Origin of the sequence: Synechococcus sp. 1G10, from assembly GCF_002252625.1 — a bacterium.
Lineage (GTDB): Bacteria > Cyanobacteriota > Cyanobacteriia > PCC-6307 > Cyanobiaceae > Regnicoccus_A.
Genome location: NZ_NQKW01000004.1, coordinates 71,248 through 85,871, shown reverse-complemented (window position 1 = coordinate 85,871; position 14,624 = coordinate 71,248). Strand labels below are relative to the sequence as shown.

Sequence of the window (14,624 nt, the reverse complement as noted above, 5' to 3'; positions counted from 1 at the left end):
GACCCATGGGTGTCATCACCAACGCCCGCACTGGCAGTTCCTTCTCCGAGGCTGGGCCTCGGCCCATGTCGCTCACCGTCTGGCTGGGGCTGCCCCTGCTGGCACTGCTTGCGGTGCTCAATCCCCTGAGGGCCGCTGCCCAGAGCCAGCCGGCTTTAGAAGTGGCCCAGGCCGCAGAGCCCGCTCCCTCCTCAGGGGCGGAGCCGACCACGGCCGCTCCAGACGCCGGCGAAGCGGTTCCTGACACCACGGCGCCTCAGGCTCAACCGGCCACCCCAGACTCCGCCACCCCAGACGCCGGCATCCCTGTTCCCGATCCGGCTGTGACGCCGGCAACCCCGCCTGCCGGCGCGCCCACTTCGATCAGCCCTGAACGCCTCACCCCGGCCAAGCCCGATGAACCGCGGGTCCTGGTCAGTGAGGTGGTGGTTCAGGGCCTTGAAGGTCACCCCGAGCGTGAGCGCCTGGAGCTGGCGGTCTACGACGCCATGGTGGTGCGGCCCGGCAGCCGGGTCACGCGCAGCGAGTTGCAGACGGACCTCTCCGCCATTTACGCCAGCGGCTGGTTCTCGGATGTGCGCATCCAGCCTGTGGATGGCCCCCTTGGGGTGCAGGTGGTGGTGATCACCACCGCCAACCCGGTGCTGCGGAAGGTCGAATTCGACGCCGCCAAGGTCAAGCTGCCGCCAGCTGTCCTGGCGGATACCTTCGCTGCTGACTACGGCAGAACCCTCAACCTCAACACCCTGCAATCCCGCATGCAGGAGCTGCAGAAGTGGTATTCCGATCAGGGATACTCCCTGGCGAGGGTCACCGGTCCCAATCGCGTGAGTCCCGATGGCACGGTGCTGCTCAACGTGCGTGAGGGCACCGTCGAGGGGGTGGAGGTTCAGTTCCTCAACAAGGAAGGCTCGGCCACCAACGACAAGGGGGAGCCGATCCGTGGCAAAACCAAGCCCTGGGTCGTCAGCCGCGAGATCTCGATCAAGCCGGGCGAGACCTTCAACCGCCGCAATCTCGAGGACGACATCAAACGTCTCTACGGGACTGGCCTGTTCGGTGACATCAAGGTGACCCTGCGGCCCGTGCCCGCCAAGCCGGGTGAAGTGGTGATCGTTCTGGGCATCGTCGAGCAGTCATCGGGTTCCCTCTCCGGCGGCCTCGGCTACAGCCAGAGCCAGGGTGTGTTCGGCCAGATTCAGCTCCAGGACAGCAACCTCCTCGGCCGGGCCTGGGATCTGGGGGTCAACTTCACCTATGGACAGTTCGGTGGCCTGGCCGACATCTCCTTCACTGATCCCTGGATCAAAGGAGACGCCTATCGCACGGCTTTCCGAGCCCGGGTGTTCCTCAGTCGCGACGTCCCCCAGGTCTTCCAGAGTCAGGACAACGGCAACATCAACACGGTCTCCGACTTCTACAAAGCCCCGGGCACCAATGTTGCCTACAACATCAACAACAACAACAACCCCGAGAGCAAGACCTTCCGCTCAGTCTCTGATGCTGAGTCGGAGTCTCCCGACAACAGCTGGTTTGATTACGAAGGCAATTCCGTCGCCATTCAGCGTGCTGGAGGCAACATCCAGTTCGTGCGTCCCCTCAATGGTGGCAACCCCTTCAAGCGGGCGCTCTGGAGTGTGGTTCTGGGAGCCAGTGCCCAGGAAGTCACGCCGATGAACTTCACCGGCTCCAACCGCCGCTTCGGTGTGAGCACCAACAACTTCGATGGTTCTGACGCTCCTGTCGACGATGTGATCTGCATCGCCTTCAACTGTGCCCGCAGCAATCAGTTGGTGGCGTTGCGGGTAGCCGCCACCCGCAACAATCTCAACGACCCCCGCAACCCCACCTCCGGTTCCTTCCTCAGCGTCGGCACTGAGCAATACGTCTCCGTCGGCCCCGATTCGCCCACCTTCAACCGTCTGCGGGCCAGCTACAGCCACTTCATTCCGGTCAACTGGCTGCAGTTTTACAAGGGTTGCCGGCCCAAGCCGGGTGAAACTCCCGACTGCAAGCAGACCCTGGCGTTCCAGTTCACGGCCGGCACCAACATCGGTGATCTGCCTCCTTACGAAGCCTTCTGCATGGGGGGCTCCAACTCCGTGCGCGGCTACGCCGACTGCGACCTGGGCGTGGGACGCAGCTTTGGCGAGGTCACCATCGAATACCGCTTCCCCCTGTTCAGCATCGTCAGCGGCGAGCTGTTCGTGGATGGCGGTACCACCTTCGGCAGCCAGTCGGGTGTGCCTGGTAATCCTGGTTCGCTTCTCGACAAGCCCGGCAGCGGCTTCTCCGTTGGTACGGGCCTGATCGTCACCACACCGGTGGGTCCCCTGCGCCTGGAGGTGGCCAGCGAGGGTTTCACCGGCGACTGGCGCTTCAACCTCGGTGTGGGCTGGAAGTTCTAGTGATCGTCTGGCCTGAGGACTACAGCCAGGCCTGGACCCTGGCGACAGCGGTCGAGCGCACTGGCATTGGGTTGCACAGCGGCAGCCCCTGCCGCGTGCGCCTTCAGCCCAGCGAGCGCCCCGGTTATGTGGTGGGCTGGCTGGATGCCCCGGCACTGGAGCCGGTGGAGCTTCACCCGTCCCAGGTGAGCGATACCCAGCTGTGCACGGCTCTCCGCCTCGATCAGCGCCGTCTCGCCACGGTGGAGCACCTGCTGGCCGCCCTGGCAGGGACAGGCCTTTCACACGTGGAGTTGCTGGTGGAGGGTGAAGAGATTCCTTTGCTCGATGGTTCTGCCCTGCCCTGGGTGGAGGCCATCGCCGCGGCAGGTCTGCAGCACCTGGGCCCCCGAGTGCCCCTCAGATCCCTGGAGGCTCCGATCACCCTCCAGCAGGGCCTGAGCTTCGCCACAGCCCTCCCCAGCGATGCTCCCCGGATCGGCGCAGCGATCGAATTCAGCCAGCCCGCCATCGGGAGTCAGGTCTATTCCCTTGAACTCACCCCCGCCGCCTTCGTGGAGCAGATCGCGCCAGCGCGCACCTTCGGCTTCCGCGAGCAGATCGATCAACTCCGCGCCGCCGGCCTGATCCGGGGGGGTGATCTGGAGAGTGCTCTGGTCTGTGATGGGGATCGCTGGCTTAATCCCCCCCTGCGTTTCCCCCAGGAGCCGGTGCGCCATAAGCTCTTGGACCTGCTGGGGGACCTGGCGCTGGCGGGCTTGCCCCAGGCCCAGGTCTTCGCCTTCCGTGGATCCCACGGGCTGCACACTGCCCTGGCGGCGGCCCTGGCCGCTCCGTCCCGCTCGACCTGAAGCCCGTTGTCCGTACCTCCCGCTGGCGCCCCCCTGCTCACCTCAGAGCAGATCCTCAACCTGCTGCCACACCGTTATCCCTTCGCTCTTGTGGATCGGGTGATCGAATACGAACCGGGCAAGCGGGCGGTCGCCCTCAAGAACGTCACCCTCAACGAGCCCCAGTTCCAGGGCCATTTTCCTGGCCGCCCCCTGATGCCCGGCGTCCTGATCGTGGAGGCCATGGCCCAGGTGGGTGGTCTGATCGTCACCCAGATGCCGGAGTTGCCCAAGGGATTGTTCGTGTTCGCCGGCATCGACGGGGTGCGCTTCCGCCGGCCGGTGGTGCCCGGTGATCAGTTGCGCATCAGCTGCGAACTGCTCAGTCTCAAACGCAAGCGGTTCGGCAAAGTGAGGGCTGAAGTCACTGTGGACGGAGGCCTGGTGTGCTCCGGGGAACTGATGTTCTCCCTGGTTGACTGAGGCCATGACCCGCACAGCCGTGGAAACCACGATTCACCCCACCGCGGTGGTCGACAGCCGCGCCCAGCTTGGCCAGGGAGTTCAGATCGGCCCCTTCGCCGTGATCGGACCCGAGGTGCAGCTCGGTGCCGGCTGCCAGATCGGTCCCCATGTGGTGATCGATGGCCGGGTCACGATGGGCTCTGGAAACCGCATCTTCCCCGGCGCCTGCATTGGCCTCGAACCCCAGGATCTCAAGTACGGCGGTGCCCCCACCGAGGTGGTGATGGGCGATGACAACACCATCCGCGAGTGCGTCACGATCAACCGGGCCACCGCCGATGGTGAGCAGACGCGCCTGGGCAACGGCAATCTGCTGATGGCCTACAGCCATGTGGGTCACAACTGCCTGCTGGGCAACCGGATCGTGGTGGCCAACAGCGTGGCGATTGCCGGGCATGTGGTGATCGGCGATCGGGCTGTGATCGGCGGAGTGCTGGGCATCCACCAGTTCGTGCACATCGGCAAACTGGCGATGGTGGGGGGGATGAGCCGTATCGACCGCGATGTGCCTCCGTTCGCGATCGTTGAGGGGCACCCCGGCCGCCTGCGCGGTCTCAACCGGATCGGTCTCAAGCGCAATGGCCTGGTCGATCGGGAGGGCGGAGCCGAGCTCAAACAGCTTCTGGCGGTCTGGAACCGGCTTTACCGCAGCCATGAGGTGCTGGCGGAGGCCCTGGTCCATATCCGCGCCGAAACCCTCCTGCCGGCCTCCGAAGAACTCTGCAGCTTCCTTGAGGCCTCGATCGCCCCAGGACGCCGCGGCCCCCTGCCCCACCAGCGCTGATGGTGCGGCTGCTGATCAGCACCGGTGAGGTGTCGGGGGATCTTCAGGGCGGTCTGCTGATCAAGGCCCTTCACGCCGAAGCCCAGCGCCGGGATCTGCCCCTCCAGATCGATGCCCTCGGTGGAGAGCGCATGCGCCGGGCCGGCTCCCATCTCCTGGCCAACACCGCTCCGATGGGGGCGATCGGACTCTGGGAGGCTCTGCCCCTGGTGCTGCCCACCCTGCGGCTGCAGCGGCGGGTGGGCCGCTGGCTCTCCAGCTGTCCTCCCGACGGGGTGGTGCTGATCGACTACATGGGGGCAAATGTGAGCCTGGGACGTCGTATTCGGCACCGCTTCCCTGCGGTGCCGATCACTTATTACATCGCTCCCCAGGAGTGGGCCTTCCGCCTGGGGGAGGGGGGAACCACTCGTCTGATCGGCTTCACCGACCGAATCCTGGCGATTTTTCCCGAGGAAGCCAGCTTCTATGCCTCCCGCGGTGCACGGGTCACCTGGGTCGGCCATCCGTTGCTCGACACCCTCGGCTCCCCTCCCACCTCTGAACAGGCCCGCGCGGAGCTCGGACTGATCCCTGGCCAGCAGCTGCTGTTGCTGCTTCCCGCCTCCCGCCCCCAGGAGATGCGCTACATGATGCCGTCGCTTGTGGCAGCTGCGGCCGAGTTGCAGCGGCTGCGGCCAGGGCTGCGGGTGATGGTGCCGGCCGGGCTGGCCAGCTTCGAGGCTCCCCTGGCCGAACAACTGGAGCTGGCAGGGGTCGATGCCACGGTGATTCCAGCCGATCGCGCCGATGCCCTCAAGCCGGTCCTCTGTGCCGCCGCCGATCTGGCCCTGACCAAATCGGGAACAGCCAACCTGGAGCTGGCCCTGCGCGGCGTTCCCCAGGTGGTGGGCTACCGGCTCAGCAGGGTCACCGCCTTCGTGGCCCGAAAACTGCTGGGCTTCAACGTGCCCCACATCTCTCCGGTGAACCTGGTGCTGGGGGAGCGGCTGGTGCCGGAACTGCTCCAGGACGACCTGACCGCGGAGGCGATCGTGGCCGCCGCGCTGCCTCTGCTGGACCCAAGCTCGGAGCGGACCCGGATGCTGGAGGGCTATGGCCGTCTGCGCAGCCTGCTTGGGGAGCCGGGTGTGACCACCCGAGCGGCCTGTGAGATCCTCGATCAGCTGACGGGATCGGAGACGTGAAGCCATCGCTCAGACGCCAGGACGGCTCCGGCCCAGGGTCTGAAAACAGGCGAATCCAGCTTGAACCGCCCTGGCTCAGGCTGTCCATGAGGCTCTTCCCATGGCTGCTGACGCTGCTGCTGCTCGTCATGCCCGCCGCACCAGCGCTGGCTGCCATCGAGGAGGCCGTGCTGGCCGGCGGTTGCTTCTGGTGCCTTGAGCACGATCTCGAATCCCTGCCTGGGGTTGTGGAGGCGGTCAGCGGCTTCAGTGGTGGCAGTGTCAGCAACCCCACCTATCGCCAGGTGACGGCTGGCGGCACCGGCCACATCGAGAGTGTGCGCGTCCGCTTCGATACGGCCCGGATCAATCTGCCCACGCTCCTGCGCGCCTACTGGCGGAACGTGGATCCCCTGGATGGCGGGGGTCAGTTCTGTGACCGAGGCCCCAGCTACCGGCCCGTGATCTTCAGCCGCGGCACCGCCCAGCGGGATCAGGCCCGAACCAGCCTGGCCTCGGCCGCCCGGGAGCTGGGGCTCAAGCCCAGCGCCATCAAGGTGGAGATCCGGGAGCTCACGCAGTTCTGGCCTGCTGAGCCGTATCACCAGAACTACGCCGATCGCAACAAGGTCCAGTACACCTACTACCGCTGGTCCTGCGGCCGCGACCGGCGGCTTGATCAGGTCTGGGGCTCACGTGCTCGGGGGTCGCTGCCGTGGCGTCCGAAAATCTGAAATCGGTTCCTGCAGGCTGAAAGGGGAAGCTTTCGACCCTTCACAGATCCGAGCTGGCCGCTTACGGTAAATCCATACGGAGCCAAGGTTGCGTGGGTTGTATGTATCTGCTGACGATCCGGGACGGTCTGGTGACTCGCCACATCGGGCCTTACACCAGTCCCAAGCAAGCGGTTGATGATCTTGACCGCCTGCTGGCCTCATTTGGCGAGCGGGCCCGCTGGCAGATTCATGAACTGGAGGAACCGGACAGCCTGCTGGAGAACTCCAGGGATCCGAGCGCTCGGGAGTCCCAGTCGTTGATGGGCACGTCGGCGAGTCCCGTGGCTGCCTGAGCCTCCTCAGTTGGGGTTGCCAGCTCCCGAGCGGGGGCTGCGGGGGTAACCGCGCAGCAGGCCGCTTTCCACCATCAGGCCCACACCTGCAGTCACACAGATCAGACCGAGGGTTCCGTACCAGAACCAGGGACCCGGTTCGGCCAGTTTCTGACTGAGCGCCGCCAGTTGGAGGGTGCGGCGGGTGATGGCCTCTCCCACCAGACAGAGACCCAGCGGCAGGAGCAGGACCCCCAGCTGAGCGCGGATGTACCAGCGGATCTTCTGAGCAGCCATGGCGTCGGGGTCCGGCGTCAGCGGTGCCAACCCTAAGCCGCACCTCCGCAGCTCACCCACTCCACCAGGGTGCGGACGCCGAAGCCGGTGGCACCAGCGGGGTCGAGGCCCCGTCCCTTGTCGCTCCAGACCGTACCGGCGATGTCCAGGTGAGCCCAGGCCAGATCGGCAGGCACGAAATCCTGCAGGAACAGCGCAGCGGTGATGGCCCCGCCCGGGCGGGGTCCGGTGTTCTTCATGTCGGCGACCGGGCTCTTGAGCCCCTTCTTGTAGGAGGCTTGCAATGGCATCCGCCAGAAGGTCTCCCCACTGCTGCGCCCCGCCTCAACCAGCGCTTCGGCCAGGTTGTCGCTGGCGGACCACAGGCCGGCGATCTCCTCGCCCAGGGCGATCACGCAGGCCCCGGTGAGTGTGGCCAGATCCACCATGGCATCAGGTTCCAGCTTGGCTGCGTACACGAGGGCATCGGCGAGGGTGAGGCGGCCCTCCGCGTCGGTGTTGTTCACCTCGATGGTTTTGCCGTTGGAGGCGGTGAGGATGTCGCCTGGGTGGATCGCCTCGCCGCTGATCATGTTTTCGCAGGCGGCCACGATCACGTGCACCTCCACGCCGGCCGGCCGCAGTTCGGCGATCGCCCGGGCGGCTCCGAGCACAGCGGCACTGCCGCCCATGTCGTATTTCATCATCTCGATCTGGGAGCCTGCCGTTTTGAGGTTGTAGCCGCCGGAATCGAAGGTGACGCCCTTGCCGATCAGCACCAGCCGGCGGTTGGCTTCGCCCTCGGGGTGGTACGTGAGATGAATGAACTTGGGGGGCAGGCTGGAGCCCTGGGCCACCCCGAGATAGGCGCCCATGCCGAGCGCCGCGCAGTCGGAGCGCTCCAGCACCTTCAGCTCCAGGCCGAACTCCCCGGCGATGGTCGCGGCGGCGTCGGCGAGGGCCTGGGGGGTGACCACGTTCGGTGGGGCAGCCACCAGCTGCCGTGCCAGTTCCACGCCCGCGCAGGTGGCAGCAACCCCCTCAAGGCCGGCAGCGGCCCCCTGGGCCAGTCCCAGCAGGTTGACGACCTCGGGGATGGGCTTGGGGTCGGCCTCACTGCGGAAGCGCTGATCGATGTAAAGGCTCAGACGGACGGCCTCGGCCATGGCCCGCGCCGCTGAACGAGGGTCAAGCCCCTCGGTGGGCAGGGCCAGACCCAGCCTGAGGCCAGGACCTGCAGCAGTGGCGATGGCGGCCGCACTGCTGCGCAGGGCGTCGAGATCGAAGCGGCCCGGTTCTCCCAGTCCCACCAGCACCAGCCGCACAGGAGTGGCCTGGAGCTGGGTGAGGGTGACGCACTCGCCTGGCTTGCCCTTGAAGCTCTGGCGCTCCAGCAGCGCCTGCAGTCCGGGGCCGAAGCGTGCTTCGAGGGCCACGAGGCGCTCGCCCGTCTCGCCCTGGAACAGGCCGACACCAAGGGTGTCACCGCTCCATTCGGCCAGCGAGGTGGAGGGACAGCTGAACTCCATGGGGGCCGGTCATCGGGCCGCGATCGTAGCGACGGCGCTCAGACCGGATCGCTGGTGAACGGGGTGCTCCAGCGCTGGCGGGTCTCCTTGTTGAACGGTGGCTGCCAGCGGCGGATCAGGGCCTGCTCCAGGGCCCGCCGTGGCCGCACACGGACCGGCACGTCGCAGCAGAAACGGATGCTGCAGCGGGTCTCCAGGTCCGCCTGGCCCATGGCCTCGCCATAGGCCGCCAGGTAGCCCTTGCAGTCGTGCTCACCTTTCCAGCGCCGGTCGGCCTGGCCGGTCTCGCCCACGTAGAGCAGCAGCGGCGTGGTCAGCCGCGGCGGTCGGTCCATCACCAGGTAGAGGGCAGGGCCCAGCTGGGGCGGTTCCGGCCAGCGCCAGAACTGCAGGTTCTGAGCCTGGAAGGCCAGGGGGTCGAAACTGTTGGCTCGCCCCTCGGGATCCCCGTCGCCGCTGTCGCCGGTGCTGGGGTCCGCGCCAAAGAGGCTGGCCTGCAGATGCTCGCTGGCGCGGCCCTCGAACAGCGGCCCCTGAAACTCAGCCAGGCGCCGTTGCCACTCGAGCAGCTGGTCTCGCAGCAGGGGAGGCGCCGCTGGGGCCGCGCCGCCAGCGCTGGGGGCACCCCCCTGGAACAGTTCCTGCTGGCGTCCCATGGTCATGCTCAGCGCGAGGCCGGCGGCCGGGGCGGCCTTGGTAACTCGGGGCCGATGGGCCCCTGGCCGAAGCACACCCGCCCGATCAGGCCCTCCACCAGCTCGGCAGGAAGTTGCAAGCGCTGCTGGAGATCGGCCAGGTCACGGAAGGGTGCCCGGCTGCGCTCCTGCAGCAGGCGCCGGCAGCGGGACTCCTCCAGCGCGAGCTGGGTCCCGAGCTGCTCGGCCCTGCAGCGGTTCAGATCCAGCGGTGCAGGGCGTGCCGGCGGCGGCTCGCCATACCAGCGGAATTCCAGCAAGGGCGTCCAGCTGCGGATCAGCTCCCCGTCGACATGGAGAAGGTTCTGGAGATCCTCCGTCCCGCTCAGCTGCACGCCACCGCTCTGCAGGCGCAGCAGCAGGTCCACGTGGCTGGGAGTGCAGCCCGGCAGGCGCAGCCAGTCGGCGGCGGTGGCGCGGTTCACATCCAGACGCCAGCCCAGGGCCGCGGCCTGGCGCACCTCTTCAGCACTGCGAAGGCGCAGGCCGGGCTTCTGAGCAAGCTTGAGGGCCAGCAGGTCGCGATCGACGCTGTCGTCGCCACGGCTTTCCGGCTCACGGCTTTCGGGCTCACCGCTTTCGGGCCTCCGGCGCTCGGGGTCACGGCGAATCTGACCCGTGACCTCCAGCAGGCTGCGGGCGAGGGGATCCAACCAGTGCCCCTTGGCCATGGCGCTGGGAAGGCTCCGCGCAACTGGAGGGAAGTTAGCGGCTGCGGCCTGGCTGTTACGCCAATCCGTACTCGCCCCGGGCGCTGGAGGCCCTCAGAATCGTCTTCATCGCCTAACGCCTGGCACGCCCCATGGCCTTCTTCGAATCCGAGATCGTTCAGGATGAAGCCAAGCGGCTGTTCACCGATTACCAGCAGATGACCCAGCTGGGGGGCGACTACGGCAAGTTTGACCGGGAAGGCAAGAAGCTGTTCATCGACCAGATGGAGGGTCTGATGGGCCGCTATCAGGTGTTTATGAAACGCTTTGAGCTCTCCGAGGATTTCCAGGCGAAGCTCACAGTTGAGCAGCTCCGCACCCAGCTGGGGCAGTTCGGTATGACGCCCGAGCAGATGTTCACCCAGATGCACCAGACCCTGGAGCGGATGAAGCGCGAACTGGAGGCCAGTGCCTGAGCCTGGCCGGCGGCTTCCTACGATCCGCCCTGACGCAGGGTGCACGGATGGGGGAGGGTTTGCCGCCTTGGCTGGAGCGGGGACTGGCCGATCTCTTTCCCGCCGGAGCGCCGGGGGATCCAGATCAATCCCTGGCTGAGCGGCTTAAGCAGGCCGCCAACGACGCGCGTCCCCTGCGCATCAAGCTGGGAATCGATCCCACCGGCACCGACATCCATCTCGGTCACTCGATCCTGTTCCGCAAGCTGCGCGCCTTCCAGGATGCCGGCCACACGGCGGTGCTGATCATCGGCGACTTCACCGCCCGCATAGGCGATCCAAGCGGCAAGAGCGCCACCAGGGTGCAGCTGAGCGCGGCCGAGGTTGAAGCCAATGCCGACACCTACCTGGTTCAGTTGGGTCTGGGGCAACCTCCGGAGCGGGCTTTGCTCGATTTCACCACTCCCGGCCGCCTGGAGGTGCGCCGCAACAGTGAGTGGCTGGCAGGTCTTGATCTGCCCCAGGTGATCGAGCTGTTGGGCACGTCCACCGTGGGTCAGATGCTGGCCAAGGAGGAGTTCGCCAACCGCTATGTATCAGGCACCCCCATCTCACTGCATGAATTCCTCTACCCGCTGCTCCAGGGCTACGACTCGGTGGCGGTGGCCTCCGACCTCGAGCTGGGGGGCACCGATCAGAAATTCAACGTGGCCATGGGCCGCGACCTGCAGCGCCACTTCGGCCAGCGGCCCCAGTTCGGTCTGCTGCTGCCGATCTTGCCGGGGCTCGACGGGGTGCAGAAGATGAGCAAGAGCCTGGGCAACACCGTGGGCCTGAATGAGGGGCCGCTGGCGATGTATTCCAAGCTGGAAAAAGTGCCCGATGCGGTGGCTGATCAGTATCTGACCCTGCTCACCGACCTGGATCCGGCCCACTGGCCAACAAGCCCAAGGGAGCGCCAGAAGGCCCTGGCTCTGGCGATCACGGCGGCGTGTCATGGCCTGGACGCCGCCAGCACCGCCCAGGCCGATGCCGCCAACCTGGTGGCCGGGGAGATGGTGGCCCGGACGGTCCCGGAAGCCTCGCTCGCCGCCCTCAGCTTCCCCGCCAAGGCCTTCCAGCTGCTCAGCGCCCTCGGCCTCTGCGTGAGCAGCAGTGAGGCACGGCGCCAGATCCAGGGCGGCGGGGTGCGCCTCGATGGCGAGAAGCTCACGGATGTGAACCGCAGCTTCAGCACCGCCTCCGAGCTGGAGGGCCGGGTGCTGCAACTGGGCAAGAAGACCTTCCTGCGGCTGGTGGCGTGAGCGTCAGCACCACGACCACTCCTGGAACCGGCGGGCCAGCTGCCGAGAAGATCATCCTGGCGCTCGATCGGCCCGATGCCGCCTCGGCCCTGGCGCTGGTGGCATCGATTCCCGATCTGCGCGTGGTGAAGGTTGGGCTGGAGCTGTTCTGCTCCGCTGGCCCCGAGGTGGTGCGGCAGCTGCGAGGCGAGGGCCTGCGGGTGTTCCTCGATCTCAAATTCCACGACATCCCTGCCACCATGGCCGGCGCCTGCCGCAGTGCCGCCCGGCTCGGAGCGGAGCTGATCACGGTCCATGCCAGCGCAGGCCGGGAAGCTCTTGAGGCGGCCCAGGCCGGTGCTCTCGAGGGGGCGGCCATGGAGGATCTTCACCCGCCCACCCTGCTGGCGGTAACCGTGCTCACCAGCTGGGAGGCGGCGCGCTTCAAGGCCGAGCTGGCGGTGGCGGAATCGCCCGAGGTCTACGTGCCCCGTCTGGCGGCGCTGGCGGTGGCCGCCGGCATCGGTGGGGCGGTCTGCTCCCCCCAGGAGGTGGCGGCCTTGCGCCGGGTTCACCCCGAGCCCTTCGCCCTGGTCACCCCCGGCATCCGTCCTGCCGGGGCGGCGGCGGGCGATCAGCGGCGGGTGATGACCCCTGCGGACGCCCTCAGTGCGGGAGCCAGCCGGTTGGTGATCGGTCGGCCGATCAGTGCCGCCGCCGATCCAGCTGCCGCCTTTGCTGCCTGCTGCGCCGAGCTGGGTTGAACTCCGCAGAGGCAGCCAGGGGTCCGTTTTCCAGCGTTTTCTGGCGATCTGTCCATACTTGGCTGGTGATCACCCGGGCCTGGACGATGCGACGGATCCTTGGCGCCCTGGGGGCCTTCCCGCCGCTGCTGGTGCTGGTGCTGCTGCTGCTCTGGCCTGGCCAGGGGGCCTGGGCGGCGGCGCCAGCCTTCACGCTCCCGGCCCTCCCCTATCCCGCCAATGCCCTGGAGCCGGCGATCGATGCCACCACGATGACGATCCACCACGACCGCCATCACCAGGCCTACGTGGACAATCTCAACGCCGCCGTGGCCAGGGATCCGGCCCTGAAGGGTCTCAGCCTGGAGGACCTGCTGGCGCGGGCCTCCAAGGCCCCGTCGGCCGTGCGCAACAACGCTGGTGGCCACTGGAACCATTCGTTCTTCTGGGCCTCCCTCACCCGGCCCGGGCAGGGGGGTGAGCCCAGTGAGGAGTTGCAGCAGGCCCTGGTGCGTGACTTCGGCTCGATCGAGCAGTTCCGCTCCGCTTTCCGGGCCGCAGGCCTGGCTCGCTTCGGCTCAGGCTGGGTATGGCTGATCACCGATTCCGAAGGCAAGCTCGAGGTGAACTCCACCCCGAACCAGGACAACCCCCTGATGGACCTGGTTCCGGGAGGCGGTACACCGCTGCTGGCCAACGACGTCTGGGAGCACGCCTACTACCTCAAGTACCAGAACCGTCGCGCCGACTACCTCGATGCCTGGTGGTCCCTGGTCGATTGGTCGGTGGTATCCGACCGCTACAGCGCCCGTTAACGCCCCCCACTGACCGCTGATGCCTCGCGCCGGGATCCTGGCCGCCCAACCGGCTCTTCGTTTCATCCCGCCGCAGTACAGCCGCTGGGTGCACCGGCTCTGCAGGGCCGCGTTGCCCATGCTGTTGCGTTCCCGGGGTCTGGTGCATTTCGAGACCAGTGGCAGCGAGAGCCTTGCCGCCCTGTTCGCCGAGGCCCAGAGCGGCCGCTGCCGCTTGCTGATCGCCTTCCGCCACCCCAGCACCACCGACCCGCTGGTGATGGCCCAGCTGCTCTGGCGGGAGGTGCCCCGGGCGGCCAGAGCAGCTGGGCTGAGCCTCAAGGCCCCGGTCCACAGCCAGTTTCTCTACGACCGCGGCATTCCCCTCTGGGCGGGGGAGTCCGCCGGCTGGATCCTCTCGAAGCTGGGCGGTATCCCGATCCAGCGGGGCAAGCTGGACCGCCTTGCCCTCAAGACGGCCCGCGATCTCTTCGCTCACGGCCCCTTTCCACTGGCGATAGCCCCGGAGGGCGCCACCAACAACCACGGCGAGCTGCTCAGTCCCCTGGAGCCCGGGCTGGCCCAGATGGCCTTCTGGTGCTGTGAGGATCTGGCGGCGGCGGGGCGCCACGAGCGGGTGCTGATAGTGCCGATAGGGCTTCAGTACCTCTCCACCAGCGACGACTGGGGACCCATCGATCGCCTGCTGGGGTGCATGGAAGACCTGCTCGGCCCATCCACCACCTCCCCGATGGCCACCTCCAATATGGCCAGCTCCCCGTTGCCCGCTGATCCCGACCAGGCCCAGCAGCAGCGCTATGAACGGCTGATCGCCCTCTCAGAGCGGCTGCTCTCCCTGCTTGAGGGCTTCTATCAGCGCATTGATGGCGCGCCTCGGACGCCGGCTGGGGAGGAGTGCGCTCCAGCCGCTGACTTCCTCGAGCGGTTGAGCCGGCTGCGGGAGCAGGCCCTGGCCGTGGCCGAGGCCCACTTCCAGCTCTCCCCCAGGGGCACTGTCAGCGAGCGCTGCCGCCGCATCGAGCAGGCGGGCTGGGCCTGCATCTACCGCGACGACCTGGACGATCTGTCCGAGGTGCAGCGTTGTCTGGTCGATTGGTCGGCGCGGGAAGCGGACATCCGCATGGGCCACATGCGCCTGGTGGAGCATTTCGCCACGGTGAGCGGCTCCTACGTGGTCGAGAAGCCCAGCATCGACCGCTACGGGGAGGTACTGATGATCCTCTGGCGGGCGATCGCCTGGATTCGTGGCCGTGAGGAGGAGCGTCCGCCTGCGCTTGGCCCTTGGCGGGTGCGGATGGTGGTGGCGGAGCCCATTGATGTGGGCGAGAGCAGCACCGCCTACCGCAGCGACCGCCGCGGGGCTGTGGAGAGGCTCACTGCCGAGCTGCGCCAGCGGCTGGAGGCGGCGATCGGCTGA

The 14,624-nt window shown here is 67.3% G+C and carries 16 protein-coding genes; 12 read left to right on the top strand and 4 right to left on the bottom strand.

Translation table 11 applies throughout. From position 1 onward, the window contains the following. The first annotated feature begins 65 nt into the window (after positions 1-65). From CJZ82_RS05025 to CJZ82_RS04995, 7 genes are all read left to right on the top strand, one after another. A complete protein-coding gene (locus CJZ82_RS05025; protein ID WP_233130059.1) occupies positions 66-2,408 on the top strand; it encodes a BamA/TamA family outer membrane protein in 2,343 nt (780 codons plus the stop codon). Next, the gene (gene lpxC / locus CJZ82_RS05020) at positions 2,408-3,259 is read left to right on the top strand and encodes a UDP-3-O-acyl-N-acetylglucosamine deacetylase (RefSeq protein ID WP_094554702.1); all 852 of its coding nucleotides are present in this window, start codon (positions 2,408-2,410) and stop codon (positions 3,257-3,259) included. The genes CJZ82_RS05025 and lpxC overlap by 1 nt, the downstream gene beginning before the upstream one ends. A gap of 6 nt (positions 3,260-3,265) precedes the next feature. After that, positions 3,266-3,721, top strand: coding sequence for a 3-hydroxyacyl-ACP dehydratase FabZ (gene fabZ, locus CJZ82_RS05015; protein ID WP_198949665.1), 456 nt, complete (start codon positions 3,266-3,268; stop codon positions 3,719-3,721). Between the two features lie 4 nt (positions 3,722-3,725). Continuing rightward, entirely contained in the window at positions 3,726-4,547 is an 822-nt protein-coding gene (lpxA, locus tag CJZ82_RS05010) for an acyl-ACP--UDP-N-acetylglucosamine O-acyltransferase (protein ID WP_094554701.1), read from the top strand. Beyond that, on the top strand, positions 4,547-5,734 hold the full coding sequence (lpxB, locus tag CJZ82_RS05005; protein WP_094554700.1) for a lipid-A-disaccharide synthase: 1,188 nt from the start codon (positions 4,547-4,549) through the stop codon (positions 5,732-5,734). The genes lpxA and lpxB overlap by 1 nt, the downstream gene beginning before the upstream one ends. An 86-nt stretch (positions 5,735-5,820) precedes the next feature. Further along, positions 5,821-6,447 (top strand): peptide-methionine (S)-S-oxide reductase MsrA, encoded by a 627-nt coding sequence (msrA, locus tag CJZ82_RS05000; RefSeq protein WP_094554699.1) that lies wholly within the window; start codon positions 5,821-5,823, stop codon positions 6,445-6,447. Between the two features lie 101 nt (positions 6,448-6,548). Then, positions 6,549-6,782 carry a hypothetical protein gene (locus tag CJZ82_RS04995; RefSeq protein WP_094554698.1) on the top strand — a complete coding sequence of 78 codons (234 nt, stop codon included), beginning with the start codon at positions 6,549-6,551 and terminating at the stop codon, positions 6,780-6,782. Positions 6,783-6,788: 6 nt separating this feature from the next. Here the strand turns inward: CJZ82_RS04995 and CJZ82_RS04990 are convergent, their stop codons facing one another. From CJZ82_RS04990 to CJZ82_RS04975, 4 genes are read right to left on the bottom strand one after another with little or no spacing between them, the layout of a single operon-like run. After that, positions 6,789-7,058 carry a hypothetical protein gene (locus CJZ82_RS04990; RefSeq protein WP_094554821.1) on the bottom strand — a complete coding sequence of 90 codons (270 nt, stop codon included), beginning with the start codon at positions 7,056-7,058 and terminating at the stop codon, positions 6,789-6,791. Positions 7,059-7,090: 32 nt separating this feature from the next. Next, positions 7,091-8,566, bottom strand: a complete 1,476-nt coding sequence (locus CJZ82_RS04985; protein WP_094554697.1) for a leucyl aminopeptidase — start codon at positions 8,564-8,566, stop codon at positions 7,091-7,093. Positions 8,567-8,604: 38 nt separating this feature from the next. Continuing rightward, positions 8,605-9,222 (bottom strand): GIY-YIG nuclease family protein, encoded by a 618-nt coding sequence (locus tag CJZ82_RS04980; RefSeq protein WP_198949673.1) that lies wholly within the window; start codon positions 9,220-9,222, stop codon positions 8,605-8,607. 8 nt (positions 9,223-9,230) lie between these two features. Then, positions 9,231-9,932, bottom strand: a complete 702-nt coding sequence (locus tag CJZ82_RS04975; RefSeq protein WP_094554696.1) for a hypothetical protein — start codon at positions 9,930-9,932, stop codon at positions 9,231-9,233. 131 nt (positions 9,933-10,063) lie between these two features. Here CJZ82_RS04975 and CJZ82_RS04970 point away from each other — a divergent pair, with 131 nt between their 5' ends. From CJZ82_RS04970 to CJZ82_RS04950, 5 genes are all read left to right on the top strand, one after another. Beyond that, positions 10,064-10,387, top strand: coding sequence for a DUF1825 family protein (locus tag CJZ82_RS04970; RefSeq protein WP_094554695.1), 324 nt, complete (start codon positions 10,064-10,066; stop codon positions 10,385-10,387). 47 nt (positions 10,388-10,434) lie between these two features. Then, on the top strand, positions 10,435-11,670 hold the full coding sequence (gene tyrS, locus CJZ82_RS04965) for a tyrosine--tRNA ligase (RefSeq protein ID WP_094554694.1): 1,236 nt from the start codon (positions 10,435-10,437) through the stop codon (positions 11,668-11,670). Further along, positions 11,667-12,413 carry an orotidine-5'-phosphate decarboxylase gene (gene pyrF, locus CJZ82_RS04960; RefSeq protein ID WP_094554693.1) on the top strand — a complete coding sequence of 249 codons (747 nt, stop codon included), beginning with the start codon at positions 11,667-11,669 and terminating at the stop codon, positions 12,411-12,413. Before tyrS ends, pyrF begins: the two co-directional genes overlap by 4 nt. Before the next feature lie 86 nt (positions 12,414-12,499). Then, on the top strand, positions 12,500-13,207 hold the full coding sequence (locus tag CJZ82_RS04955; protein ID WP_094554692.1) for a superoxide dismutase: 708 nt from the start codon (positions 12,500-12,502) through the stop codon (positions 13,205-13,207). 19 nt (positions 13,208-13,226) lie between these two features. Continuing rightward, positions 13,227-14,624 (top strand): 1-acyl-sn-glycerol-3-phosphate acyltransferase, encoded by a 1,398-nt coding sequence (locus tag CJZ82_RS04950; protein ID WP_094554691.1) that lies wholly within the window; start codon positions 13,227-13,229, stop codon positions 14,622-14,624.

Bases quoted from the DNA above. Each gene is read 5' to 3' on its own strand.
- CJZ82_RS05025 (WP_233130059.1), top strand. From the start codon at position 66: ATGTCGCTCACCGTCTGGCTGGGGCTGCCCCTGCTGGCACTGCTTGCG.
- lpxA (WP_094554701.1), top strand. From the start codon at position 3,726: ATGACCCGCACAGCCGTGGAAACCACGATTCACCCCACCGCGGTGGTC.
- lpxB (WP_094554700.1), top strand. From the start codon at position 4,547: ATGGTGCGGCTGCTGATCAGCACCGGTGAGGTGTCGGGGGATCTTCAG.
- msrA (WP_094554699.1), top strand. From the start codon at position 5,821: ATGAGGCTCTTCCCATGGCTGCTGACGCTGCTGCTGCTCGTCATGCCC.
- CJZ82_RS04995 (WP_094554698.1), top strand. From the start codon at position 6,549: ATGTATCTGCTGACGATCCGGGACGGTCTGGTGACTCGCCACATCGGG.
- CJZ82_RS04990 (WP_094554821.1), bottom strand. From the start codon at position 7,058: ATGGCTGCTCAGAAGATCCGCTGGTACATCCGCGCTCAGCTGGGGGTC.
- CJZ82_RS04985 (WP_094554697.1), bottom strand. From the start codon at position 8,566: ATGGAGTTCAGCTGTCCCTCCACCTCGCTGGCCGAATGGAGCGGTGAC.
- CJZ82_RS04980 (WP_198949673.1), bottom strand. From the start codon at position 9,222: ATGGGACGCCAGCAGGAACTGTTCCAGGGGGGTGCCCCCAGCGCTGGC.
- CJZ82_RS04975 (WP_094554696.1), bottom strand. From the start codon at position 9,932: ATGGCCAAGGGGCACTGGTTGGATCCCCTCGCCCGCAGCCTGCTGGAG.
- CJZ82_RS04970 (WP_094554695.1), top strand. From the start codon at position 10,064: ATGGCCTTCTTCGAATCCGAGATCGTTCAGGATGAAGCCAAGCGGCTG.
- tyrS (WP_094554694.1), top strand. From the start codon at position 10,435: ATGGGGGAGGGTTTGCCGCCTTGGCTGGAGCGGGGACTGGCCGATCTC.
- CJZ82_RS04955 (WP_094554692.1), top strand. From the start codon at position 12,500: ATGCGACGGATCCTTGGCGCCCTGGGGGCCTTCCCGCCGCTGCTGGTG.
- CJZ82_RS04950 (WP_094554691.1), top strand. From the start codon at position 13,227: ATGCCTCGCGCCGGGATCCTGGCCGCCCAACCGGCTCTTCGTTTCATC.